Origin of the sequence: uncultured Maribacter sp. (assembly GCF_947500405.1) — a bacterium.
In the GTDB taxonomy this organism is placed as follows: Bacteria; Bacteroidota; Bacteroidia; order Flavobacteriales; family Flavobacteriaceae; genus Maribacter_B.
Map to the genome: position 1 here is coordinate 91,508 of NZ_CANMRY010000009.1, position 26,382 is coordinate 117,889.

Annotated in this window: 25 protein-coding genes and 1 CRISPR repeat array (1 of these 26 running past the window's edge); of the genes, 20 read left to right on the forward strand and 5 right to left on the reverse strand. The window is 32.2% G+C overall.

What is annotated here, in order from left to right:
* The first annotated feature begins 5 nt into the window (after nucleotides 1-5).
* From Q0945_RS12815 to Q0945_RS12855, 9 genes are all read left to right on the forward strand, one after another.
* Nucleotides 6-1,292, forward strand: coding sequence for a sigma-54 dependent transcriptional regulator (locus tag Q0945_RS12815; RefSeq protein ID WP_299435164.1), 1,287 nt, complete (start codon nucleotides 6-8; stop codon nucleotides 1,290-1,292).
* Nucleotides 1,293-1,295: 3 nt separating this feature from the next.
* Nucleotides 1,296-1,826 carry an LptE family protein gene (locus Q0945_RS12820; RefSeq protein WP_299435167.1) on the forward strand — a complete coding sequence of 177 codons (531 nt, stop codon included), beginning with the start codon at nucleotides 1,296-1,298 and terminating at the stop codon, nucleotides 1,824-1,826.
* Nucleotides 1,827-1,832: 6 nt separating this feature from the next.
* Nucleotides 1,833-2,771 carry a hypothetical protein gene (locus Q0945_RS12825; protein ID WP_299435172.1) on the forward strand — a complete coding sequence of 313 codons (939 nt, stop codon included), beginning with the start codon at nucleotides 1,833-1,835 and terminating at the stop codon, nucleotides 2,769-2,771.
* Between the two features lie 5 nt (nucleotides 2,772-2,776).
* Nucleotides 2,777-3,139, forward strand: a complete 363-nt coding sequence (gene secG, locus Q0945_RS12830) for a preprotein translocase subunit SecG (protein WP_299435174.1) — start codon at nucleotides 2,777-2,779, stop codon at nucleotides 3,137-3,139.
* Nucleotides 3,140-3,283: 144 nt separating this feature from the next.
* Complete coding sequence (locus Q0945_RS12835) at nucleotides 3,284-3,562, forward strand: co-chaperone GroES (RefSeq protein WP_121065268.1); 279 nt, start codon at nucleotides 3,284-3,286, stop codon at nucleotides 3,560-3,562.
* Between the two features lie 95 nt (nucleotides 3,563-3,657).
* Nucleotides 3,658-5,292, forward strand: coding sequence for a chaperonin GroEL (groL, locus tag Q0945_RS12840; RefSeq protein WP_299435176.1), 1,635 nt, complete (start codon nucleotides 3,658-3,660; stop codon nucleotides 5,290-5,292).
* 410 nt (nucleotides 5,293-5,702) lie between these two features.
* Nucleotides 5,703-7,670 (forward strand): transglutaminase domain-containing protein, encoded by a 1,968-nt coding sequence (locus Q0945_RS12845; protein WP_299435178.1) that lies wholly within the window; start codon nucleotides 5,703-5,705, stop codon nucleotides 7,668-7,670.
* 524 nt (nucleotides 7,671-8,194) lie between these two features.
* Complete coding sequence (locus Q0945_RS12850; RefSeq protein ID WP_299435180.1) at nucleotides 8,195-9,154, forward strand: hypothetical protein; 960 nt, start codon at nucleotides 8,195-8,197, stop codon at nucleotides 9,152-9,154.
* A 36-nt stretch (nucleotides 9,155-9,190) separates the two neighbouring features.
* On the forward strand, nucleotides 9,191-10,033 hold the full coding sequence (locus Q0945_RS12855) for a universal stress protein (RefSeq protein WP_299435182.1): 843 nt from the start codon (nucleotides 9,191-9,193) through the stop codon (nucleotides 10,031-10,033).
* Nucleotides 10,034-10,065: 32 nt separating this feature from the next.
* On the opposite strand, the gene Q0945_RS12860 is transcribed toward Q0945_RS12855, so the two are convergent.
* The 4 genes from Q0945_RS12860 to Q0945_RS12875 form a co-directional block, all read right to left on the reverse strand.
* The gene (locus tag Q0945_RS12860; RefSeq protein WP_299435185.1) at nucleotides 10,066-10,422 is read right to left on the reverse strand and encodes a heavy-metal-associated domain-containing protein; all 357 of its coding nucleotides are present in this window, start codon (nucleotides 10,420-10,422) and stop codon (nucleotides 10,066-10,068) included.
* Between the two features lie 21 nt (nucleotides 10,423-10,443).
* Nucleotides 10,444-12,729 (reverse strand): TonB-dependent receptor, encoded by a 2,286-nt coding sequence (locus Q0945_RS12865; RefSeq protein WP_299435189.1) that lies wholly within the window; start codon nucleotides 12,727-12,729, stop codon nucleotides 10,444-10,446.
* 11 nt (nucleotides 12,730-12,740) lie between these two features.
* Nucleotides 12,741-13,466 carry a heavy-metal-associated domain-containing protein gene (locus Q0945_RS12870; protein WP_299435192.1) on the reverse strand — a complete coding sequence of 242 codons (726 nt, stop codon included), beginning with the start codon at nucleotides 13,464-13,466 and terminating at the stop codon, nucleotides 12,741-12,743.
* 100 nt (nucleotides 13,467-13,566) lie between these two features.
* Entirely contained in the window at nucleotides 13,567-13,980 is a 414-nt protein-coding gene (locus Q0945_RS12875) for a hypothetical protein (protein WP_299435194.1), read from the reverse strand.
* A 171-nt stretch (nucleotides 13,981-14,151) separates the two neighbouring features.
* Between Q0945_RS12875 and Q0945_RS12880 the strand changes: the two genes are divergently transcribed.
* The 8 genes from Q0945_RS12880 to rodA all read left to right on the forward strand — a co-directional run bounded on the left by Q0945_RS12880 (nucleotide 14,152) and on the right by rodA (nucleotide 23,092).
* Nucleotides 14,152-15,216: a hypothetical protein gene (locus Q0945_RS12880; protein ID WP_299435196.1), complete on the forward strand. Its 1,065-nt coding sequence runs from the start codon at nucleotides 14,152-14,154 to the stop codon at nucleotides 15,214-15,216.
* A 172-nt stretch (nucleotides 15,217-15,388) separates the two neighbouring features.
* Nucleotides 15,389-15,841 (forward strand): GAF domain-containing protein, encoded by a 453-nt coding sequence (locus Q0945_RS12885; RefSeq protein ID WP_299435200.1) that lies wholly within the window; start codon nucleotides 15,389-15,391, stop codon nucleotides 15,839-15,841.
* Between the two features lie 94 nt (nucleotides 15,842-15,935).
* A complete protein-coding gene (gene purH, locus Q0945_RS12890; RefSeq protein ID WP_299435202.1) occupies nucleotides 15,936-17,465 on the forward strand; it encodes a bifunctional phosphoribosylaminoimidazolecarboxamide formyltransferase/IMP cyclohydrolase in 1,530 nt (509 codons plus the stop codon).
* A gap of 54 nt (nucleotides 17,466-17,519) precedes the next feature.
* On the forward strand, nucleotides 17,520-18,548 hold the full coding sequence (locus Q0945_RS12895) for a rod shape-determining protein (RefSeq protein WP_298477967.1): 1,029 nt from the start codon (nucleotides 17,520-17,522) through the stop codon (nucleotides 18,546-18,548).
* A gap of 85 nt (nucleotides 18,549-18,633) precedes the next feature.
* Complete coding sequence (mreC, locus tag Q0945_RS12900) at nucleotides 18,634-19,458, forward strand: rod shape-determining protein MreC (RefSeq protein ID WP_299435206.1); 825 nt, start codon at nucleotides 18,634-18,636, stop codon at nucleotides 19,456-19,458.
* 91 nt (nucleotides 19,459-19,549) lie between these two features.
* Nucleotides 19,550-19,954 carry a rod shape-determining protein MreD gene (locus tag Q0945_RS12905; protein WP_366136399.1) on the forward strand — a complete coding sequence of 135 codons (405 nt, stop codon included), beginning with the start codon at nucleotides 19,550-19,552 and terminating at the stop codon, nucleotides 19,952-19,954.
* Complete coding sequence (gene mrdA / locus Q0945_RS12910) at nucleotides 19,951-21,819, forward strand: penicillin-binding protein 2 (protein ID WP_299435211.1); 1,869 nt, start codon at nucleotides 19,951-19,953, stop codon at nucleotides 21,817-21,819. Before Q0945_RS12905 ends, mrdA begins: the two co-directional genes overlap by 4 nt.
* Nucleotides 21,809-23,092: a rod shape-determining protein RodA gene (gene rodA, locus Q0945_RS12915; RefSeq protein WP_299435213.1), complete on the forward strand. Its 1,284-nt coding sequence runs from the start codon at nucleotides 21,809-21,811 to the stop codon at nucleotides 23,090-23,092. Before mrdA ends, rodA begins: the two co-directional genes overlap by 11 nt.
* On the opposite strand, the gene Q0945_RS12920 is transcribed toward rodA, so the two are convergent.
* Nucleotides 23,089-23,901, reverse strand: a complete 813-nt coding sequence (locus tag Q0945_RS12920) for a DNA/RNA non-specific endonuclease (RefSeq protein ID WP_299435216.1) — start codon at nucleotides 23,899-23,901, stop codon at nucleotides 23,089-23,091. The two genes, rodA and Q0945_RS12920, sit on opposite strands and share 4 nt — an antisense overlap.
* 104 nt (nucleotides 23,902-24,005) lie before the next feature.
* Here Q0945_RS12920 and msrB point away from each other — a divergent pair, with 104 nt between their 5' ends.
* The 3 genes from msrB to Q0945_RS12935 all read left to right on the forward strand — a co-directional run bounded on the left by msrB (nucleotide 24,006) and on the right by Q0945_RS12935 (nucleotide 25,514).
* Nucleotides 24,006-24,461 carry a peptide-methionine (R)-S-oxide reductase MsrB gene (msrB, locus tag Q0945_RS12925; protein WP_299435218.1) on the forward strand — a complete coding sequence of 152 codons (456 nt, stop codon included), beginning with the start codon at nucleotides 24,006-24,008 and terminating at the stop codon, nucleotides 24,459-24,461.
* Nucleotides 24,454-24,993, forward strand: a complete 540-nt coding sequence (gene msrA, locus Q0945_RS12930) for a peptide-methionine (S)-S-oxide reductase MsrA (RefSeq protein WP_299435221.1) — start codon at nucleotides 24,454-24,456, stop codon at nucleotides 24,991-24,993. The genes msrB and msrA overlap by 8 nt, the downstream gene beginning before the upstream one ends.
* A gap of 104 nt (nucleotides 24,994-25,097) precedes the next feature.
* The gene (locus Q0945_RS12935; RefSeq protein WP_299435224.1) at nucleotides 25,098-25,514 is read left to right on the forward strand and encodes a DoxX family protein; all 417 of its coding nucleotides are present in this window, start codon (nucleotides 25,098-25,100) and stop codon (nucleotides 25,512-25,514) included.
* 108 nt (nucleotides 25,515-25,622) lie between these two features.
* Nucleotides 25,623-26,382: a CRISPR direct-repeat array (repeat unit 30 nt; unit sequence ATTTCAATTCCTTAATGGGTCGATTGATAG) (it continues 1,245 nt past the right edge of the window).

The window sequence follows — 26,382 nt, forward strand, 5'->3', positions numbered from 1 at the left end:
ATACCATGGAAAGCATTCAAGCCATAAAACAGCGATTTGAAATTATTGGTAACGACCCAAAACTAAATCGTGCCTTAGAAAAAGCAATACAGGTTGCCCCTACCGATATTTCTGTTTTGGTTACAGGAGAAAGTGGTGTTGGTAAAGAATCTATTCCGAAAATTATACACTCTTTATCGCATAGAAAACACGCAAAATATATTGCTGTAAACTGTGGAGCCATTCCAGAAGGCACTATAGATAGTGAACTTTTTGGACATGAAAAAGGTGCCTTTACTGGAGCTACATCTACTCGAAGTGGGTATTTTGAAGTTGCAGATGGCGGAACCATTTTTTTAGATGAAGTTGGCGAATTGCCCCTTACCACACAAGTACGTTTATTACGTGTTTTAGAAAATGGCGAATTTTTAAAAGTAGGCTCCTCCCAAGTGCAAAAAACAGATGTTCGTATTGTTGCTGCTACAAACGTGAATATGTTTGAAGCTATAAAAAAAGAAAAATTTAGAGAAGATTTATATTATAGGTTAAGCACTGTAGAATTAAATATTCCACCTCTTAGAGAAAGAGAAGGAGATATTCATTTACTATTTAGAAAATTTGCTTCAGATTTTGGTCAAAAGTATAAAATGCCAACTATTAGGCTAGATGATAGTGCAATACAATTATTATTAAAATATAGATGGCCAGGAAATATCCGCCAGCTAAGAAACATTGCAGAGCAAGTTTCCGTATTAGAAGAAAAAAGAAATATTACTTTAGAAACACTAAACGGATACCTTCCTAATGCTAGCAAAAACAATTTACCAGCTGTAATTGGGCAAGAGAAAAAAGAAAGTGACTTTAGTAACGAACGCGAAATTCTTTACAAGGTTTTGTTTGATATGAAAGGGGATTTAAATGACCTTAAAAAACTAACCATGGAGTTGTTAAAAAACAACGACACCCAAAAAGTACAAGAAGAAAACGAGCACCTTATTCAAAAAATATACGGTGACACTAACGCTAACGACAACGAAGAATCACAAACAGAAGATTCTATATTACCTATTTTACAGTTACCAGAACCAACAACAGAGAAAGCAAATATAACTAGACCCCTATCTACTATAGATGATAAATACCATTTTGCAGAAGAAATTGAAGAAGAAGAAACCCTATCTTTACAAGAAAAAGAAATAGAATTAATTAAAAAATCTTTAGAACGCAATAGAGGTAAACGTAAAGCTGCTGCATCTGAATTAGGCATATCTGAAAGAACATTGTACAGAAAAATTAAACAATACGATTTATAAAAAATGAAAGTATTACTTAAAATAAAAAATAGTGTATTACTTATTTTTATTGCCTTGCTCCTAAATGGCTGTGGTGTTTATAATTTTACGGGCGGTAATCCTGGTACTGCAAAAACATTTCAAGTAAGCTATTTTCAAAACTATGCTTCTCAGAGTCCAGGCTCTACTTTTGAACCAGGTATGGATCGCGATTTTACATTAGCATTACAAGACCGCATTTTAAACCAATCTAACTTAGACTTAGTAAATAATGGCAACGCAGATTTATTATATGAAGGCGAAATAACAGAATATCGTATTTCCCCTATGACTGCTACAGCACAACAAACAGCAGCGCAAAACCGCTTAACTGTTCGCGTAAAATGTCGCTTTTTTAATAACACTAAAGAAGATGTAGATTTTGAACAAAATTTTTCCTTCTTTTACGATTTTGATGCCAACTTACAGTTAATTAATGTAAAAAGTACCGCGCATGAAGTTATTTTTGAACGTATAACCCAAGATATTTTTAACGCCTCTTTAGCAGATTGGTAATTTCTTATGAATGTAGAAGATTTCACATATTTGTTAAAAAATCCGAATAAGGTTGTTACTCCTATTCAAACAAATCAATTAGAAGAAATTCTTGACGAATACCCTTATTTTCAAGCTGCAAGAGCACTACACTTAAAAGGATTAAAAAATTTAAATAGCTATAAATATAATAATGCATTAAAAATTACTGCTGCCTATACTACAGATAGAGACGTTCTTTTTAATTTTATAACAAGTAAAGACTTTTTACAAAGAACAAAAGAATCTAACCCCCCCTTTAAAGAAGTAGAAATAGCCGATTTAAACGTTCGTGCCGAAGAAATAAAAATTCCTAAGAAAGAAGAAAAACTTCTTATAGAAAAATCTGAAGACAAACCATTACCGCAAGACAAAGAGGACGCCAACAAAATATTAGACCCAAAACTTTTTAAGAGCAAAGAAACGCCAAACACCTCAAATACTGAAAAGAAAAATATAGACCCTATACAATCTCCCAAAGACAAATTAGAAATTGGAACTCCACTACCTTTTGATAAAAAAGAAAAACATTCTTTTGCACAATGGCTTCAATTAACATCTTTCAAAGAAATTAATAGAACAGAAGACCCCACTAAGCAAAAAGAAACAAAAGAAGCAACTAGTAAGGAGCCCGAAAAAAAGGTTTCTAAAAACAAAAAATTTGATCGTATAGATAAATTTATTGCAAAAAGCCCTAAAATTGTACCGCAAAAAAACACTACCCCAAAAATAGATATAAAAGCCTCTACGACCATTAATAAAAATGAATTAATGACACAAACCTTAGCCAAGGTTTATCTAGAACAAAAAAAGTACAAAAAAGCAATACAGGCCTATAAAATATTAAGTTTGAAATATCCAGAAAAAAGTAGTTTCTTTGCAGACCAAATTAAAGCGGTAGAAAAATTACAACAGGATAATAATTAAGCACAATGAGCACCTTTTCCATTTTTTTGATTCTTATAATCATCGTATGTTTCTTACTAATATTAGTAATAATGGTACAAAACCCTAAAGGTGGAGGACTTTCTTCTTCTTTTGGTGGCGGTGGCACACAAGTAGTGGGCGGTGTTAAAAAAACCGGTGACTTTTTAGATAAAAGCACATGGACACTAGCTGCTCTTTTAGTTGTTTTAATACTAGCATCTAACATTGCTTTAAAAGGAAACTTTGGTGATGCAGATTCTAAATTATTACAAGGAGATGATATAGAAACCGTTGTTCCTGAAGAAACAGCACCTATAGAAACGACAACTCCTGCTCCAGCAACACAAGAAACTACTCCAGCTGAGTAACAACTACAGAAAATATATTTTAAAAAAATGCCAGCTTTATGACAAGCTGGCATTTTTTATTTAAATATGGCAGAAAAATAGCAATGGCATAATTACTGCCTAAATAAATCTAGAATTTAATAAACCAAATTAAAAATTTATATAATGGCAAAAGTAAAAATTCAACCATTAGCAGATAGAGTTCTTATAGAGCCAATGGCTGCTGAGACTAAAACTGCTTCTGGAATTTATATCCCAGATACCGCAAAAGAAAAACCTCAAAAAGGGAAAGTTGTTGCAGTTGGCCCAGGAACTAAAGATGAAGCTGTAACTGTAAAAGTTGGAGACTCTGTCCTTTATGGAAAATATGCAGGAACCGAATTAAAATTAGAAGGAACCGATTATTTGATGATGCGTGAAAGCGATATTCTAGCAATTGTTTAATTGCTTTTGGCTATTAGCTTTTGGCTATTAGCTTATTTTATTAATTCTAAAAGCCAATGGCTAAAAGCTAATGGCTAAAAATAAATTTACACACAATGGCAAAAGATATAAAATTTGATATTGACGCAAGAGACGGCCTTAAAAGAGGTGTTGACGCTCTAGCAAACGCAGTAAAAGTTACCTTAGGACCTAAAGGTAGAAATGTAATTATTAGCAAATCTTTTGGGGCTCCTGCAGTTACTAAAGATGGTGTTACAGTTGCAAAAGAAATAGAATTAGCAGATGCTCTTGAAAATATGGGCGCTCAGATGGTTAAAGAAGTTGCTTCTAAGACTAATGATTTAGCTGGTGATGGTACCACTACAGCAACTGTTCTTGCACAAGCAATTGTAAAAGAAGGGTTAAAAAATGTTGCCGCAGGTGCAAATCCAATGGATTTAAAAAGGGGTATAGACAAAGCGGTTGAAGCTATTGTTGCAGACCTTGCTAAGCAATCTAAAAAAGTAGGAGATTCTTCAGAGAAGATTAAGCAAGTTGCTTCTATTTCTGCTAATAACGACGAAACTATTGGCGATTTAATTGCTAAAGCTTTTGGAAAAGTTGGTAAAGAAGGTGTAATTACTGTTGAAGAAGCTAAAGGGACAGATACGTATGTAGATGTTGTAGAAGGTATGCAATTTGACAGAGGATACCTTTCTCCTTACTTTGTTACAGATTCTGAAAAAATGATTGCCGATTTAGAAAATCCATACATCTTATTATTTGATAAGAAAATATCTGCAATGAAAGATTTACTTCCTGTATTAGAGCCTGTTGCTCAATCTGGGAAACCATTATTAATTATTGCAGAAGATGTAGATGGCGAAGCATTAGCAACTTTAGTGGTAAACAAATTAAGAGGTTCTCTTAAAATTGCTGCTGTAAAAGCTCCAGGATTTGGAGATCGTAGAAAAGCAATGTTAGAAGATATTGCAATCTTAACTGGCGGTACTGTTATTTCTGAAGAAAGAGGTTTTTCTTTAGATAATACTACATTAGAGATGCTTGGTACTTGTGAAAAAGTTGCTATAGATAAAGACAACACAACTATTGTTAATGGTGGTGGCGATGCTAAAGTAATTAAAACTAGAGTTAACCAAATTAAAGCGCAGATAGAAACTACGACATCTGATTATGATAAAGAAAAATTACAAGAGCGTTTAGCTAAATTAGCTGGCGGTGTAGCTGTTCTTTATGTTGGTGCTGCTTCTGAAGTAGAAATGAAAGAGAAAAAAGACAGAGTAGATGATGCTTTACATGCAACTAGAGCTGCTGTCGAAGAAGGCATTGTTGCCGGTGGTGGTGTTGCTTTAGTAAGAGCTAAATCTGTTTTACAAAAAATAAAAGCAGAAAATGCAGACGAAGAAACAGGACTACAAATTGTTGCTAGAGCTATTGAGGCTCCTATAAGAACTATTGTTGCCAATGCTGGTGGTGAGGGCTCTGTTGTAGTTGCTAAAATTTTAGAAGGAAAAGGCGATTTTGGTTATGATGCTAAATCTGAACAATATGTTGAGATGATGAAAGCTGGTATTATTGACCCTAAAAAAGTAACACGTGTTGCTTTAGAAAATGCTGCTTCTGTTTCTGGAATGATACTTACTACGGAATGTGCTTTAACAGATATTAAAGAAGATGCTCCTGCTGCTATGCCTCCAATGGGTGGTGGTGGAATGCCAGGCATGATGTAAGACTAATACATAGATATAATTTACTAAAAACCGTTTCTAAAATTTAGAAACGGTTTTTTTTATAGCCACATACTTACCCCCCTAAAAAGAAATACAAAAAAATGTTTAAAAACAGAAGAAAATAAATTTATAACAGTCTTAGCTATTAACTAATATTATTTATTTTTCTTATACTTTATCGTTAGTAAAAAAACACATCAACTTGTTTCATATTAGAACTTTAAATCAAATTTTAATAGTAAACTTATATACTGATATAATCACTAAGACACCCTGAAAAACTCAAACTATTTACTATATTTGGTAGTATTCTTTTTTAAGAATTCACTAATTTCCATTAGGGTTTTTCAATATCATATATATCCTAAAGAAATGGCGTTAAAATAGATTATTCACTCGAAAAACTAAATATGAGATTTACTCTTCTTTTAATACCTTTTTTTTTGATTTTCGCAACTGGATGTAATACAGATAAATCAAAAATATCTGAAGTTATAAAATTGACTAGCAGTAATAAAAATAATTTAAAAAAAGTTATTGAAGCTTATAAAAATACTGATTCTAATAAACTAAAAGCTGCTTCTTTCCTAATAGAAAACATGGATAATCATTATTCTATAGAAGGACACGATGGTTACAATAAAGTATTTAAAAGTGTTACTAATTATCTTAAGAACAATAAATTTGAAAAAGATACCATTACTAAAATATGGAATTTAGCAATGGAAAATAATCCTAGTGTTAGTTTAATTAAAAAAAAAGATGTAAACTCAATTAATGCCGATTATTTAATAGAAAACATAGAAATGGCTTTTAAAGCTCGAGAAAGGCTACCAGAGTCTTTTCGTTGTTCTAATGATTTGTTCTTAAATTATGTACTCCCTTATCGAATAGAATCAGAACCACTAGAGAAAGGCTTAAGAAAAAAACTTCATGAAAAATATTCCTGGGCATATTCTGTATTAAATGAAACTAAATCGCTAGAGAGAACTATATGTCAGCTCTATGACTCTCTTAACGTACAATTTGCAGGTAAAATAAGATACCCTGCCGACTTACCAATAAGCCAACTAGAAAAAATTAAAGGTGCTAATTGCAGCAACCTTGTTAATCTGGTAGTTCATGTTCTTAGAAGCATTGGAATCCCATGTACTAAAGATTATACTCCACATTGGGGAAATCATCTTTCCAATGGACATGCATGGCTGGTTATCTTTATTAGAGATAAAGCTATTCCTGTAGATGTAATTGACACCAGAATTCTAGATAGCTTATACGCTAAAGCGAGTATCCCAAAAGTTTACCGCAAAGTATTTTATTCAAATCGTAAAGGCGGAATTAAAGGAAAACAAAAAGATGTTACCCATTTGTACAAGTCTAAAAACAATATTGAAATTGATATCATAGTGGATGGCCGTACCGCGCCACTCTATGTCTTTGAAAGAAATGGAAATTGGAAGACAGTAGGTTATTCTGAAAAAGGTAACAAAAAAATTACATTTACCAACATTGGTAAAAACATAGTATACGCAACTCAGAATCCGAAAAATCCCGAAGTATTTTATCCCTTTTATTTAGATAATAACTCTAATGTACAACCCTTCATTCCAGATTATAAAAACACGATTTCTACTGCTGTAATTACTAGAAAATGGCAACCTTACAAAGCTAGAAATCCTGTTAAATTAGATTGGATTTATTCGGTTAACGGCTGCAAAATAATGGGCGCAAACAAGAGTGATTTTTCGGATGCACAGTTCATTGCTGAAGTTAATTTAAGTAATTCAAGAAGACAGATTATACATTCGAAAAACCAAAATAAATATTCATATTATTTTCTAAAAACACCTGAATCTAAGGAAACCCCCGTTCATCTTTCCAGTTTTCATCTTTTAAATGAATCAGGAGAAATTATTCGTACAAATTCTACAGTAATGTCTAATGATGTTGAATTGAGTATGACAGAATCCAATACGGTTACCGATACTCTTCCCCTTACTTTTATTGAAAAGAAAAAATTAAAGGTTATTTACCATTTTCCAGAGCAACAGAAAATTAATTATTTTGCAGTACAATCAAGAAATGATGATAATAATATTCGACCGCATGATGAATATGAGCTTATGTTTTGGGATAAAAGCTGGATATCTACTGGTCGTAAGGTTGCAAAAACAGATTCATTAATTTATTCCAATTTACCTTCTAAAACAGCTTATTGGCTAAAAAACCACACTAGAGGTAAAGAAGAACATATTTTTATGATTGACTCCAATGGAAAGCAGTATTGGCCAGTATCTGTATATGACAAAAAAGAACATTATGACAAACATATGATTTTTAAGCAACCGCAGCTATGTAATATTAAAGTGAAACTATAAAGTTTAGGTTAAAAACACACTACAATTTAATTTATATAAAGAACTGACCAATCTCAGTGGTATAAAATTTAAGGTACCTTGCTCATTTTTAGTACTCCAATTAAAAGGGTAACCTTACAACCCAAAAGTACAAGGCTTTAAAATTTAACTATTTAATTCTATTTACTACATAAGCTTCATCCGTTGCTTTTAGCTCTTTGGCATCATGCCCAACACTTACAAGTGCTGTTTTTATTTGCATAGAATCTATCTTACGTTCATCTACCTCAAAAGACGTTTTTTAATGAAAAAGAGCATGAAATTATTTTTCAAGCAAGTTTAACTAATCTTTTTTTTAGCTTATTCTTTGTAAGTTGTAGTACTAACGACAACTCTATTTTCTATTTCCCAGATGAGCTCAATAAACTCTATTAAGTGGGTTTTTTCATTAAAAAAGCGTATTTTTCTAAAGATATAACTCAAAGATAACATTAGAGCCCATTTAAAAGTGCTTTTTTTGCAAAACCAAACTAAAAATATAGTAAATGGATTTTTCTCTTGTTGTTATATATTTAGGGTTTACCCTAGCAGCTTACTCTGTAGTTGGAAATGACACCATACAAACACTTGGAACATTCTTAAGTTCTAATGAAAGAAAAAAATGGTGGGTACTATGGCTATTTGCCGGCGGTATACTAAGCGTCACTCTTATTTACGGATATATTACACATGCTGGTGATGTCTCGTATGGGCGTTTAGAAAAATACCCAATGCCAGACCCATTTGCATGGTATTATATACTCCCTCCTATAATATTAATGCTCTTAACAAGAACGGGAATCCCAGTTAGTACTTCTTTTATGGTACTAACTTTCTTTAATCAGAAAAATTTAAATGACATGATCATTAAATCTATTTCTGGTTACGCCGTAGCTTTTATTGCTGCAATTATTTTATATGCTATTGTAGCTAATTTATTAGAAAAGAAATTTATTGAAAACCCAATAACTCCAAAACAAAGAAAAATATGGACAACATTACAATGGTGTTCTACAGGATTTTTATGGTCGCAATGGTTAATTCAGGATTTTGCTAACATATATGTGTATTTACCAAGAGAGTTAAAAGTATGGCAGCTATTATTTTCTTTAGTTATTATTCTTGGAATGTTAGCTTTTATTATTGCCAAAAAAGGTGGAGAAATTCAAAAAATTGTAAAATCAAAAACGAACACTGTAGATATTCGTTCTGCAACATTAATAGATTTATCTTACGGTATTATTCTTTTCTATTTTAAAGAGTTAAACAATGTTCCTATGAGTACCACATGGGTTTTTATAGGTATTCTAGCTGGTAGAGAAATAGCATTGAACTTTATGCTCAGAAAAAAAGAAAACCGAAAAAATATGTTTAAAAATTTAGGAATGGATTTATTAAAAGTTTTTATTGGTTTAATAGTAAGTATTGTTTTAGTGTATGTAGTTAAATATTTAGCTACTCTATAATTAGAAGCGCTATATATTTTATTAAAAAGAAAAGAGATGAAAAGTATATTATTCCCTACCGATTTTACAGAGCTATCCTTAAATGCTTTTACATACGCAATGGAATACGCTCAAAAATCTAACTCAAAACTTATTGTTTACCATACGTATTCTGAAGATAGTGATATCCCGGAAGAAGCACAACAAGTTTATGACAAAGTAGATATACAGAATTTTAGAAACAAAAAAGACAAATTCCCTCCCTTTGAAAAATTAATAAAAGAAAGTAAAGCTGGTAACTTAAAGGTAAAATACGTTGTTAATGAAGGTAATTTTATTGATTCTTTAAAAAAATACATTACCCGTAAAGAAGATAAAATAGATTTAATTATAATGGGTACCCAAAACAAAGAAAATAGCTTGTTTAATATTTTCATGGAAACCAATACAATTAAAATACTTCAAGAAATAAATAAGCCAGTTATTGCCATTCCTGAAAAAGCTACTTTTGATGGTTACCTAAATAATATTGCTTTTTTAGTAGATTATCGTGAGGATGAAAAAGAACCTTTAGAGCAAGTAATCTTAAAAACCCAAGAATTTAATTCTATTTTACATGTTATACATTTTGATTTAGCACATGGTGAATCCATATCGCCTTTAATGAGTTCTTTTAAAGACTCATTGCAATTAAAAAATTTAAATAACACCAAGTTTATATCTATTGACACTATTAATCTAAAAAAATCATTATCAGAATACTGTGTTAATAATACTATTGATATGATTTGTGTTATTAACCATAAACGTAATTTTTACCAACGATTATTTTCTCTTAGTTTAGCGGAAGATATTTTAAATCATTTAGACATTCCTGTAATGGCTATTTATAGTGAATAAATATGAAAGCGGCTTTTATTTAAAGGCACAAATTAATGTGCTGCACCATCATCCGAATTATCTTCTCTGTATTTACAACATGGATGAACACTGTTATAAGCTTCTTCTGTAGCTTTTAATTCTTTTGTATCATGCCCTACCCCTACAATTGCCGTTTTAATCTGCATGGCATCTGTTTTACGCTCATCCATAATTACAGATAATTGATGCGTAGGTATATCCCAAGATGCATATTTTACTCCTTTTACGTTCAATGCTGCTTTTTCAATACGCTCTTTACACATGCCGCATTTTCCATTTACATCAAAAGTCATTTTTTTATTCTTTTCCTGAGCAAAGGTAATTACTGTAAACAATGCCATTGTTAAGGTTAAAATTGTTGTTTTCATTTCTCTTATTATTAATTAATATTAAATTTTAAATCTAAATCCGCCATAAAACATTCTTCCCATTATAGGTGCATATATAATGGTAGTATCAAAATTAGAGCCAAAAGGATTATCTGCTCCTAAAACAGGACTAACCTGCTGCACATTAGAAAGATTTTCTCCACCCACGTACACTTCAAATGCATTGGAGAAAACTTTTGTTATTTGTGCATTCATATGATTATAGGGCAATGAATACGCTCCTAATTGATATTCTTCAGGATTACTACTGGTATCTGGCAACCTTTTTTTCCCCATACTATGAAGCGTATAATCAAACTTCCATTGCGCTTTATTCTCTTTGGCTTCCGTTTCATATCCTAAATTAACAAAGAAGCGATGTTGTGCTAATAAAGGTTTTTGAAGATTCCCACTCCTATAATCGGTAGAAACGTCATAAAACTTATAGGATGTTCTTAGGTTTAAACGAGATAGCAATTCATAATTCACCTCTACCTGAAAACTCTTAGCACTACTCTCTCCATCTAAATTATAAAAGGATACCTCCTGCGGATTTTCCCAATCTACTACTATCTGATCTTTAAAATCTGTAATGTAATAATCTAACGAAATATCTCCTTTTTTATTTAAGAAATTAAATCCTTGCAAAAAGCTTAGTCCATAGTTCCATGCATCTTCGGGCTTTAAACCGTAAACACTACCACCGGTATCTGCAATATTAATTGTTCTAGCGGACCCAAATAATTGCTGGTTTTCTGCAAAAATATTGGCAGCCCTTTTTCCTCTACCAAAAGAACCTCGTAAGCTTCCTTTTTCCCATGGTGTATATCTAATATGAAATCTTGGTGTTACAAAGGTTCCTAATCTATTATGAGTATCTACACGTAACCCCGCAGTAAGACTCACTTTCTCCAAATTCTCATAGCTATATTCTAAAAAGGCTCCTACAGAATTATCTACTCTAGAGTAATCTGCTGTACGCACCACTTCATCATATCCATCATACGCAAAAGTAATCCCAGTTTTAAACTTGTTTCTAGTATCCCCAATAATAGAATTAAATAAGAGATTACTATACAAACTTTCGTGTTTAATATCATAGGTTCTATAGCCAAAATAAGAATCTTGCTTATGTAAACTATAGGAAGTCTGAAACCCAAAACTTTGAAACGGTAATTCAGGAAAAACATAGCCTAATTTCAGTGAAGTACCAAAACGACGCGTGTTAATTTCACTACCCCACACTTCGACTCCGCTCAGTGCAGGTTCTTCGGCTCCGCTCTGTAAAGGCCTATTACTATCTAATCTATGTATACTAGGGTCAAAATTGGTTTGTCCAACTTGTTTTTCATCATTTAAAAAACGAATATTAAAGAAACTCACCCACCCTTTTTCTGTATCTTGATATTGCCAACGGTTCATTACATTAATCTGGTCTGCTAAAGGCGCATCTAAAAATCCGTCCTTATTATCATCTTCCTTTTGGGTTCGTTTATTACCATGTATATATAAACCTGTACTCCATTTATCAGTAAGTTTTTTATTAAAATGGGTATTGAGCTCATAACGTCCATTTTGGTTTGCATACCCATTTACAAAAACAGCATTATCCGTTAGTGGTTTTACCAACTCTGTATTTATTTGCCCAGATATACTCTCGTAACCATTAACCACACTACCCGCCCCTTTGGTAATCTGAATACTTTCTATCCATGTACCTGGAGTAAAGGTTAATCCGTATGCTTGTGATGCCCCACGAACCATAGGAATATTCTCTTGGGTAATTAATAAATACGGACTAGTTAATCCCAACATTTCAATCTGCTTTGTACCTGTTAATCCGTCTGATAAGTTTACATCAATTGCCGGATTGGTTTCAAAACTCTCTGCTAAATTACAACAAGCCGCTTTTAGTAATTCTGCGCTATTTACCGTAATTACATTTTGCGAACTAAAATATGCTTTTTGTACATTTTCTCTTTCTTGCTTAACCACCACCTCATCTAATTCGTTTGATGGTTTTAAACTATGATGTATAGTTCTTGGTGTATTAACTGTAAGCGTATCCGACTTATATCCTATGTAACTAATAACAAGTTTATTATAATCCTTTAAATATGGAATAGTAAATAACCCATCAGCATTTGTAACCGTACCTGTTTGCGAGTATAACCAATACACATTGGCCCCTTGCAATGGAATATGTTTTTTAGCAATATTTGCTTCCATAACCATTCCTTCTACTTTCTCTTGTGAAACACAAAAAAAAGGAAGCACTACAAATAGTAGTAAATAAATATTTCTCATAATTCCTAGCTCTATACATTTAATAACATTACAAGAGCCATTACAATCATAATAGCATTTTCTATAAAAGTAGCTTGTGTCATAGGTAATTTTAATGCCGTACCTAAACATGCACATTGTATACTTTTTTTACCCAACAAAGATTTAAGCACGCCTATTGTAGTTACCCCTAGAATTATAATGGTTACTACAAGTGCCATAGGTATCTTAAATCTCATTAAAAAGCATAGTCCTAAAGCTATTTCAATAAAAGGATATACCCAACCATATAATGGAAATACTTTTGCTATTGGATCATACATTCTAAAACTTTCAGGAAACCCTTTTAAATCTAACAATTTAAAAAAGCTAAATACTATATAAAAAAGCCCCATAAAGTCTAACATAAAACTAGTAGTACTCCATACTTTTATGTGTAACAAAATTGCTGCAACAAATAGGTATAGAAAAATAAGCAACAGTGGTTTTAACTGTTGAATTTTTGACTTCTCGTTGGTTGAATTTTGGAGGTTAAAATCAACGCTAATACCATCTTTTTTTTCAGAAACAGTATACTTGTCTCCTAATGCAGATTTAAAAATTTCAATTTCTAAAGGACTCTCTAACTGCACTAAAGCTTCGGAAGTTTCTAAAGAAACGGTAGCGGAAACAACACCATTTATCTCGTGAAGCTTTTTCGTAACGGAAGCCACACAGCCACCGCACGTCATCCCATTAATACTATATATTTTTTTCATGTTTTTCTTTTAATGATTTATAATTTGCTTTCCTAAAAAAGCAGAAAACAATAACACATACGCCATTTTCAAATAAGAAAACAACGTTATTTGTTAAAAATCAAATTAAGAAAACATTATCAAGCAGCTGAATGTCCTCGATAATTTTTGGTGGAATGTATTTTGCATAGGGTTGGTTTTTTTCTACAGAAGAAACAAACAAACCTATAAAGGATTGGATATAGGTAACTAAAAATCTTTGATGCTCTAAATCAAAATCATTAAAAGAAGGCTTAACATTGTTTTGCCCTTCAAAAGCTATTAATTCCTCATCACAACAAGATTTTTTTTGAACCTTAGCTATTTCTTTAGAATTAGAAGACATATCCATTCCGCAATCTTGAGCATCCACAAAAAAAGCAACATCTACCAAATGCCCCATACAATAATGCTTCTCTACTTTCCAAGAGGTAGTAGAAAACAAAACTATAATAGCCATAAGGCAAGAAAAATAGCGATGTAGCTTTTCTTTCATGACAACAAAGGTACTAAATAACAGTATTTAAAATAATTTTTAGCATTCTATTAACTAACCTCTGCAAAAAAGAAAGAAAAAAAACACAAAGTAGTATACTTAAAACCTAACATTAAAGTTAATAAGGCTATATGCACATAACCGCATTTTTAAAACTATAAAAACATAAGTATGAGAAAGAGCATGAAATTATTTTCAAAAGTAAGTTTAGCTAGTATTGTTTTTAGCTTATTCCTAGTAAGTTGTAGCAGTGACGATGGTTCCATTTTTGATTCCCCTGGTGATGACGATACTGTTGCCACACTGGTAATAAACCAAGGAGATCCTTCCAAAGACATTTTTACAGCAAAAGCAAATGGCCAAGTTGGCACTAAAGTACCAGGAAGGGTTATTTACACCTCAACAGATATTACACAACGCAGATTATATATTACTCAAAATATTTCTGGAGCAGGAGATATGCCTTTTAATGATTTTGATTTAACAAGTAGTGACTTAAAAAAAGCTTTAAAAGCAGATGGTTCTATAGATTTAGATGGTGCTACCAAAAAAGAAATAGATTTTACTTTTGACCTACCTGTCCCAAATATAGATAATGGTTCTATAGTTTACAGCTTTTGGACAACAACAGGAAAAGGGGATTTTAGAGACCCAAACAAAAGAAAAGCTCTTGGGGTAGGTACAATAACAGTAACAGTTGGTACAGGAACAAATCCTAAAGCAGAAGTACATTCGTATACCGGAGTAAAATTATACGCTCCAGATGTAGAAGGAAGAACAGAAACCTTCTTTTCTCTATTAAATGAAACTGTTTATAAAATTAATGTAGGCCCAGAATTTAGAGCTTTTTGGGATTTTGGATACTATTACGGTGTTTCAGGAGCTTCTAGTGGAGAATTAGCTTCTTTTTCTTCCACTGCAACTTATGATGCTAATTTTGGTTTCCCTGTAGAAGGACTTAAACCTAGCGATACTGAAGATGCAGATGAAACTTTAAACGAAATGTTTTTTGGTTTATCTAATTTTGATGTAACTGCATTTGACAACATAACACTTTCTGGTGATTTAGATGTAGTTGTTAAAACTAACAGTCAAAACATAACAAACTTAGAAGTTGGTGATGTTGTGGAATTTGTAGATAATTATGGCAAAAAAGGTCTTATAAAAATTACTGCTATAAAAGCAGGGTTTGGAAACAATGACTTTATAGAGTTTGATGTTAAAGTACAGCCATAACAAAAGATTATTGTAAAATGTTAAAAAGTGGGTATCTAAAGCTATAGACACCCACTTTTTATTTTGTGCCTATCCGTTTTAGTGAAACAATTGTTAATAAATTAAGGGAGAAAGAAAAGATAACTTTAGAAGGTTGTAAATTTGGCTCTCACTTTTTATAATTATTGTTATTATGTTTGCTATATTAAAAACCAAAGTTTCTACCATTCTTAATTCTTCCAAAAAAGACACAGATGAAAAGCTAAAAGAAATTTGTGACCTTTTACAAGAATCTGTCCCCTATTATGACTGGGTTGGTTTTTATTTTAAAAATGGAGACAAAAAAGAACTTAAACTGGGTCCTTATGCTGGCGCACCTACAGACCATACTATTATTCCTTTTGGCAAAGGTATTTGTGGCCAAGTAGCAGAAAGCAATGAGAATTTTGTGGTACCAGACGTTGCTGCGCAAGACAATTACATTGCTTGCAGTGTTACGGTTAAGGCAGAGATTGTAGTTCCCTTATTTGTAAACGGAAAAAATATAGGGCAAATAGATATAGATTCTAACACACCAAACCCGTTTTCTGAAGAAGATGAGCGTTTTTTAGAATATGTAAATGAAAAAGTATCACAAATTCTTTAAAACTTTAGGTTTATTGTTAATAAACTACCTCCTTTTTTAGTTTCAAAAAAATTACTTTTGCAAGCTTAGAACTTTAATTTTAAGCAAAGTAAAAATGAGTACCAAAAAAGCAACATCAGCCTTAATATCTGTATTCCATAAAGACGGATTAGAACCAATTGTAAAAAAGTTTAGTGAACTTGGAATAACTATATACTCCACAGGAGGAACAGAAAAATTTATTAAGGACTTAGGAATAGATGTTGTACCTGTAGAAGACGTTACTAGCTACCCATCTATATTAGGTGGTAGAGTAAAAACATTGCACCCAAAAGTTTTTGGAGGTATCTTAAATAGACAAGACCATGATGGTGATGTTGCGCAATTAGAAGAATTTAATATTCCGCAAATAGATATTGTAATTGTAGACCTTTATCCTTTTGAAAAAACGGTTGCAAGTGGTGCTCCAGAACAAGATATTATAGAAAAGATAGACATAGGTGGTATTTCTTTAATACGTGCTGCTGCTAAAAACTTTAAAGATGTTCTTTGTGTTTCTTCTATGGAAGATTACAGTGAGGTTTTAGAACTAATTACAGAAGGTAATGGAACTACAACTTTAGAAGACCGTAAGCGTTTTGCAGCAAAATCTTTTAATGTTTCTTCACACTATGATAGTGCTATTTTTAACTACTTTAATAAAAATCATGAAGAGGCTGCTCTAAAAATTAGCGAGACAAAAGGAAAAGTATTACGTTATGGAGAAAACCCACACCAAAAAGGATTTTTCTTTGGCGATTTTAATGCTATTTTTAATAAACTTCATGGTAAAGAATTATCATACAACAATTTATTAGATGTAGACGCTGCAGTAAACTTAATGAATGAATTTAAGAATGATGCTCCTACCTTTGCTATCTTAAAACATAACAATGCTTGTGGTTTAGCGCAACGCGACACATTACACCAAGCGTATGTAGATGCATTAGCTGGCGACCCAGTATCTGCTTTTGGTGGAGTTCTTATTAGTAATAAAGAAATAGATAAAGCTACAGCCGAAGAAATTCATAAGCTTTTCTGTGAAGTTGTAATTGCACCTAGCTATGCTCCCGATGCTTTAGAAATTTTAAAAGGGAAAAAGAACCGTATTATCTTAATACTAAATGATATTGAGTTACCAAAAAACAATGTACGCACTTGTTTAAACGGAATTCTATTACAAGAAAAAGATGCTAAAACTGATGCTCTTGAAGATTTAAAAACAGTAACTACACTTACACCTTCTAAGGAAGATTTAGACGATTTAATATTTGCCTCTAAATTATGTAAGCATACAAAAAGTAATACTATTGTTTTAGCAAAAAACAAGCAATTGTGTGCTAGCGGTACAGGGCAAACCTCTAGAGTAGATGCCTTAAACCAAGCTATACATAAAGCAAAGTCTTTTAATTTTGATTTACAAGGTGCTGTTATGGCAAGTGATGCTTTTTTCCCATTCCCTGATTGCGTAGAAATAGCAGGAAAAAGTGGTATTAAAAGCGTAATACAACCAGGAGGCTCTATTAAAGATCAATTAAGTATTGACTACTGTAATGAAAATGAAATTGCTATGGTAATGACAGGCACACGTCATTTTAAGCATTAATTTTAGTACCTTTATCGACGAAATGCACTTTTAATCGAAACCAAACTTTAAACTATGGGATTTTTTGATTTCTTAACAGAGGAAATTGCAATAGATTTAGGAACAGCCAACACACTTATCATACATTTAGATAAAGTGGTTGTAGACAGTCCGTCTATTGTTGCACGCGATAGAATTTCTGGAAAAATAATTGCCGTTGGTAAAGAAGCCAACATGATGCAAGGTAAAACCCATGAAAACATAAAAACTATACGTCCTTTAAAAGATGGAGTAATTGCAGATTTTGACGCCTCTGAAAAGATGATAAATATGTTCATAAAGAACATTCCTGCGTTAAAGAAAAAGTGGTTTCCACCAGCATTACGTATGGTAATTTGTATTCCTTCTGGAATTACTGAAGTGGAGATGCGTGCCGTAAAAGAATCTGCAGAACGTGTAAATGGTAAAGAAGTTTACTTAATTCATGAACCAATGGCTGCAGCTATTGGTATTGGTTTAGATATTATGCAACCTAAAGGAAATATGATTGTAGATATAGGTGGTGGTACTACCGAAATTGCAGTAATTGCCCTAGGTGGTATTGTTTGTGACAAGTCAGTGAAAATTGCAGGGGATGTTTTTACCAATGATATTATTTATTACATGCGTACACAGCATAATTTATATGTTGGAGAAACAACTGCCGAAGCAATAAAAATAGAAATTGGTTCTGCCACAGAAGATTTACAAACACCTCCTGAGGAAAAATCTGTACAAGGAAGAGATTTACTTACCGGTAAACCAAAACAAGTACAAATTTCTTATAGAGAAATAGCAAAAGCATTAGACAAATCTATTTTACGTGTAGAAGATGCTGTTATGGAAACACTATCCCAAACACCTCCAGAACTTGCTGCCGATATTTATAATACAGGAATTTATTTAGCTGGTGGTGGTTCTATGTTACGTGGGTTAGATCGTAGATTATCGCAAAAAACAGATTTACCTGTATATATTGCAGAAGACCCTTTAAGAGCGGTTGTAAGAGGAACAGGTATTGCACTTAAAAACTTAGAGCGTTATAAGAGTATATTAATTAAATAAACTTTAAGTATATTCTTTTGTTTTTTGTTATCAATTTCCCCAAATTGAAACATACTATTTTTGGTAGTATATAATTTTGAACTGAATGCAGCAGATAATAAATTTTTTAATTCGATATAAAACCTTTTTGCTTTATATCTTTTTTATGATTATTTCATTGTCTTTCACTATTCAATCGCATTCTTTTCATCAATCTAAATTTTTTAATTCTTCTAATTGGGTAACAGGCGGAATTTTTGAAACTTCCTATAATATTACTTCTTATTTTGATTTAAAAAATGAAAACCAAAAACTAGTAAACGATAATAAAAGGTTACGTCAAATATTATATAACAGCAAGATAAAAGATACCGTTCTTATAGATTCTTCCAATATAAGCTATACTGTAATTTCTGGACAAGTAATAAAAAATAATTATGCAGATCAGCGTAATTATATTACTATAAACAAAGGAGAAAAAGATAGTATAAAACAAGATATGGGTGTTATAACCGATAAAGGCATATTGGGTATTATAGAAAACACCTCTAATAAATACGCATCTGTACAAAGTGTTTTAAATGAACACTCCAATATAAATGCTAAAATTAAAAATACGAACCACTTTGGCTCTCTAATATGGAATACAGAACACTATAACACGGTGCAATTAATAGATATTCCTAGATTGGTCCCTATTACTATTGGAGACACCATAGTAACTGGAGCCATGAGTAGTATTTTTCCTGAAAATATTCCTATAGGAACCATAAAAAAGTTTGACCTAGATGACTCTAAAAGTTTTTACTATATAAATGTTTCATTATTTAATGACATGACCAACATTAAAAATGTTTATATAATTAATAACCCTAATAGAAAAGAAATACTAAAATTAGAACAAGAGACCATTTCCAATGATCAATACTAATTTTTTTATAAATATTTTACGTTTTACACTATTAGTATTAGTGCAGGTTTTGGTGTTTAATAGACTTAACTTTTTTGGGTTTATTAATCCAATGATATATATATTATTTTTATACTGGTATCCTATAAAAGAAAATAGAGCAGCCTTTATTGGGCTAAGTTTTTTACTTGGTCTATGCATAGACTTTTTTTCAGACACTATGGCAATAAATGCAGCAGCAACAGTTACTATAGCATACTTAAGACCTGTTATAATGAATTTTGTATTTGGGGTAAACTTAGAATTTCAAAGTTTTAAACTTAGAAACACAACTAAAGTACAACAAATCACCTTTTTAGCGTTATTAATAGTAGTGCATCATTTCGTATTTTTTACATTAGAAATTTTCAGTTTTACTAACCTATTGTTAATCCTTAAAAAAACACTAGCCATAGGCCTAGCTACTTTAATACTTTGCTTACTATTTAGCACTTTATTTAGCGTTAAAAAAGAATGAAAAGACTATTATTATCCTCTTTAGTTATACTTATAGGAATTACCTTTTTGGGTAGGCTTTCTTATTTGCAAATATTTAGCTTTTCGCCAGACCAAATAGCAGAAGACCCTGCAATAAAAACAATTTATGATTACCCAGAACGCGGTTATATTTATGACCGTAATGGCAAGCTATTAGTTGGTAATGACCCCGCTTATGATGTAATGGTAATCCCTAGAGAAGTAAAACCTCTAGATACTTTAGAATTTTGTAGTTTATTAAATTTAGAGAAAGAAAAATTTATTAAACAACTCAGAAAGGCAAGAATTTATTCTCCACGTTTACCATCTGTATTAGTACATCAGCTTTCAAAAGAAGACTATGGCAGGCTCCAAGAGAAAATGAGAAAGTACAAAGGATTTTATATTCAAAAACGTTCTCTAAGATATTATGACACTAATAGTGGTGCAAATGTATTAGGATATATTAGTGAAGTTAATGAAAGAGATTTAGCCAAAAATAAATACTATGTACAGGGAGAATTAACTGGCCGTACAGGAGTAGAAAAACAGTACGAAGAAATTTTAAGAGGTCGTAAAGGCGTACAGTACATTCAAAAAGACCGTTTTAATAGAGATATAGGCCCTTATAAAAGTGGCTCTTTAGATACTATTCCTGAACAAGGAAAGCAAATTAGCCTTACTATAGATAAAGTTCTACAAGAATATGGAGAACAACTAATGGTTGGTAAACGTGGCGGTATTGTTGCTTTAGAACCTTCCTCTGGCGAAATATTATCTATGATATCTGGACCAACCTATGATCCCGCTTTGTTAGTTGGTAGAAAGCGTTCTAGAAATTACACCAAACTTTATAATGATACTATTGCAAACCCAACATGGGATAGATCCATTTTAGCACAACAACCACCTGGATCCCCATTTAAAACTCTAAATGCTCTTATTGCATTACAAGAAGGAGTAATAGATGTAAATACAACTATACGTTGTTATAATGGTTTTTATGTTGGGCGTTCTAAAAAAGGATGTCATTGTGGTGGTGGTTTACGAAATGTAAATTCTGGAATCTATAAATCTTGTAACGCCTATTTTGCTGGCACGTTCAGAAAAATATACGAAAAATTTGAAACTACCGATGAAGGCATGGATGTTTGGGAAAAACACATGAAGAGTTTTGGTTTAGGAAATTACCTAGGATACGATTTACCGTATGGCCAAAAAGGCCGAATTCCTAGTAAAGAATACTATGATAAATGGTATGGAGATAATAGATGGAGTTCTTCTTATATAATATCTAATTCTATTGGCCAAGGAGAAGTATTAGCTACTCCAGTACAATTAGCAAATATGACTGCAGCTATTGCTAATAGAGGGCATTATTACACTCCTCATATTTTAAAGAAAATTGAAGGAGAAGCCATTTCTAACCCAAAATTTACAGAACCCAAACATACTACAATAGACCGTAAACACTTTGAACCTGTAATACAAGGTATGGCCGATGTGTATAGAAAAGGTACCGCAAGATGGGTTCAAATACCAGATATAGAAATTGCAGGAAAAACAGGAACGGCAGAAAATTTTACTAAAATTGATGGTGTAAGAACACAACTAACAGATCACTCCGTTTTTGTTGCTTTTGCCCCTGTACATAAGCCAAAAATTGCAATTGCTGTGTATATAGAAAATGGGTATTATGGATCTAGATATGCAGGGCACATAGCTTCTTTAATGATAGAAAAATACATTAAAGGGGACGTAACTAGAAAAGACTTGGAAAAAAGAATGTTAGAAAAAACTCTAGAGCACGAATATGCTAAACCCTATAGTGGCGAAGAGTTTAAGATTAATGAATATGTCTGGTAAAAGTGTTCTAAAACGTATAGACTGGCTAAGTGTATTATTCTACCTTATTTTAGTATTCATTGGTTGGTTAAATATTTATTCTAGTACTGTTACAGAAGCAGAACCACAAATACTTAATTTTAGCGCCTTACATGGCAAACAGCTTTTTTTTGCAGGAGCAAGTATCTTAGCTATTTTAATAGTTCTAGCATTAGAAGTTAATTTCTATGAGCGCTTCTCTAGTCTTTTTTACCTAATTGCCATGGTAATACTCCTTGGCTTATACCCCTTTGGTAAAACTATTGCTGGGGCAACCTCATGGTACGATTTAGGTTTTTTTAACCTACAACCCTCAGAACTTGCTAAAGTAGCCACAGCACTAGCCTTGGCAAAATATTTAAGTGATATACAAACAGATATTAAACGTAGAAAAGACCAGCTATACGCCATTTTAATACTCTTAATACCTGCTATTTTAATTATACCGCAACCAGACCCAGGTAGTGCTTTAGTATTTTTTTCATTACTATTTGTAATATTTAGAGAAGGTTTACCGCTATACTACTTAGGAATCTTATTTTTAGTTATTCTCATATTTGTGGCTACCTTAAAGTTTGGTACTTTATGGCTTACAATTTCCTTAGCGTTATTAACTACCATTTTCTTTTTAATAAAAAGAAAAACATTTAAAGTCCCTATTATACCTTTTGCTTCTGCATTAGTTGCTATTGTGCTATTCTCGCTGTCGGTAAATTTTGTTTTTAATCATGTTTTTGAACAAAGGCACAGAGACCGTTTTAGTCTTTGGCTACGGTTAGAAAAAGACCCTAAAAAATTAGAGCAAATACGAAAAACTATTGGCTACAATACCTACCAATCTGAAAAGGCAATAGAATCTGGCGGATTAATAGGGAAAGGATTTTTAGAAGGTACACGAACTAAAGGAGATTTTGTACCCGAACAACATTCTGATTATATATTTAGTACCATTGGAGAAGAATGGGGCTTTTTGGGAACCTCTTTAGTTGTACTCACATTTACATTTCTTTTTCTAAGGTTAATACACTTGGCAGAACGCCAAAAAAACCCATTTTCTAGAATGTATGGCTATGGTGTAGTTTCTATTCTTTTTATTCACTTTTTAATTAATGTAGGTATGGTAATAGGAATATTACCAACTATTGGTATTCCTTTGCCATTTATGAGTTATGGTGGTTCTGGTCTACTATTTTTTACCATATTACTCTTTATTTTTTTACGATTAGATGCTAATAGATTAAAAGAAAGTTTTTAAAATTTCCAACCACTAGTGGTAACTTTCTTCTCTATTTTATCCTGTTTTTCTTTAGAAAGTTCTTTAAAAAAATCTATTCCAGTACGTTTTTCAATAACATCTACAGGCACTAAAAATTGTTTTATGGGAGAAGAACTCTCTTTATTTTTCATTAAAAAAGCTACTACACTTAAATTATCTTTTTCTCCTTTTGCAATAATTTTATAAAAATAATTAGGTACAGCAACATCTTCCTCCCCAATTTCCTCTAAACCATTTTCTAAAACCCCACCAGTTATTACAAATACACTCCCGTACTTTTTTGCCCAGTATCTTGTTTTCATTTCTAACCTATTCCAAATACCAGCATTAAAATCTCGGTTTTGTGGGCTAATGTTGCTTGTATAAAACGTTTCATCATAAGCTTGTTTAGAAAATCTACGATCCCCTGCAGGACATAAGTGCCCACGATCATAACCAGAACCTTTGTAATTTCGCCAATCTGCAGATTTTGTTTTTACCATTGGATCTTCTATAAAATAAGGTCTTTTTCTATCCTCATAAGTTAAATCCTTTTTATCTAACCTATATGCCACCCACTCTGCCTGTTCATAAGCCTCATTATACGATAAAGAATAATACGAATGTTCTACGATACTTCCTGTGGTAGAACTTGGCATTAAATAAGCAGAAATCTCTTTTTTTAAACCTTCCGAATTTTTATCGGAATACGTAGCTGGAGTATAAAAATTTTCAAACAACCAAAAACCAACCACACAAATTAGCATTAATATAGAATACGTAGTCTTATTAGAATAGCTTTTTCTCATGTTTCAAATTTAACTTAATTTAGTGGTATATAACGTAAGGTTTATACCTTGTGTAAGACTATTATGTAAGTTTAGTATTCATTAAAACAGAAAGGAAAATTACCATGCTAACATGGAAAGATATAATTAATTTTAGTGTTAAAGGAAACCCTACCCCTGATAAAAGAGTAGAAAAAACGAATGCCGAATGGCAAAAAATACTAACGCCAGAACAGTATAGAGTTACAAGACAAAAAGGAACCGAAGCACCACATTCTGGAGCGCTTTGTAGTGCGCACGAAGCTGGCAAATACAATTGTGTTTGTTGCAACACGCCATTATTTAATTCTACTATTAAATTTGAATCTGGTACAGGTTGGCCAAGTTTTACACAACCTGTAAAAGAAAATGCTATTAAGTATGAGAAAGACACCACTTACGGTATGATTAGGGTTGAAGTTATGTGTAACACTTGCGATTCCCATTTAGGGCATATTTTCCCAGATGGCCCAGAACCAAGCGGTTTACGCTATTGTGTAAACTCGGAATCATTAACACTAAACAAAGAAACAAATGCGTAATTCTAAAATACAAATTGCTACTATTGGTGGCGGCTGCTTTTGGTGTGTAGAGGCTGTTTTTAATCAAATAAAAGGAATACAAAAAATAGTATCTGGTTATAGTGGTGGTACGGCACCTGGTAAACCAACCTATAGAGAAGTTTGCTCTGGACTTACTGGCCATGCCGAAGTAATACAAGTTACTTTTGATGCCAACGTAATCTCTTATAAAGATTTATTGGTAATTTTTATGACCAGCCACGACCCAACTACCTTAAACAGGCAAGGTGGTGATGTAGGCACCCAATACCGTTCTGTAATTTACTACCATACTGCAGAACAAGAAAAAATTGCAAAAGAAGTTATTAAAGAAGTAAGCCCTTATTACGAAGACCCAATAGTAACCGAAGTTAGTAAATTGCCTATTTTTTACGAAGCAGAAGATTACCACCAAGATTACTATAGCAACAATACAGAACAAGGTTTTTGTAGTGCTGTTATAACCCCTAAGCTTGCAAAATTGCGAAAAATGCATGCTAACATGTTAAAATAAAGGTTTTTACCACTGGGCTACACTAAATAGCAACTGGGCTACAAAGCGCTAATAAATAGGGTTTAAGAAAGTACTTTAGCAGAACAATCTTAAACCCCATTACTATGAATACCACAAAAACATACTACCGTATTGCACTTACTTTATTCACTATAGCCATAGTATATGCTGTAGCAAATTCTTTTATAAACTATGATGCAATAGTACTTAAATTTCAACAATTAGGATACCCTACTTATTTAATATATGTTACTGGAGCAGCACAATTATTAGGTTTAACTATAATTTTATTAAACAAAGGAAAATGGCTTATAGAATGGGCCTATGCAGGATTTTTTATGAACTTCTTATTTGGTATTATTGCTCATTTATTAGCAAAGGATGGCAACGGAGCAGCAGCAGTTGTTTGTTTAGTACTAGTTTGGGTTACCTATATTCAAAATAAAAAGCTAAAATACCATAAAGAAACCCCTAAAGCTAAAAAGAATGAGGAACCAAAGTCTTATATAAAAGTAGCATAATTAAGATGTTATACTTTTACTTATAAAAGTCTGCTTTTTAAAAAGTGGGCTTTTATTTTTTATACAATCGCTGTTTAAAATTGCTTTATTCATGTGTTTTTTGTCTTCATTACAATTCCTTAATGGGTCGATTGATAGAGGTTATAGAAATAATATAAATGATATAACACCCTTATTTCAATTCCTTAATGGGTCGATTGATAGAATGGACTAATTGTTGTTGAAAGGCCTCAATATATGATTTCAATTCCTTAATGGGTCGATTGATAGAAATTCAATGCGATTAATCTCGACTTCCTTCATTATATTTCAATTCCTTAATGGGTCGATTGATAGACCAATTTTCGTGCCCTTCGATACACTCCATTTTAATTTCAATTCCTTAATGGGTCGATTGATAGTTAATTATACGCATTGTTGTAATGCCGAGAGCAAAGATTTCAATTCCTTAATGGGTCGATTGATAGCGTAGCGGTTAATTCTACTAGGATTTTAGATAGTCAATTTCAATTCCTTAATGGGTCGATTGATAGTTTAGCAGCAGATGCTACAACAATTAATGCTAACGAATTTCAATTCCTTAATGGGTCGATTGATAGCGTATATACAGTGTTACCTGCTGTGTTTGTTTACTCATTTCAATTCCTTAATGGGTCGATTGATAGCAAACAGGCTATTAACCTCTGTCGTCCTCTCTGTCATTTCAATTCCTTAATGGGTCGATTGATAGGGTAAGTCTAGAAATAAATTTATAGAAGATTTAATTATTTCAATTCCTTAATGGGTCGATTGATAGAAATTTTGAATTAAAAACTAATTAAATAATAAAATAATTTCAATTCCTTAATGGGTCGATTGATAGCGAAAT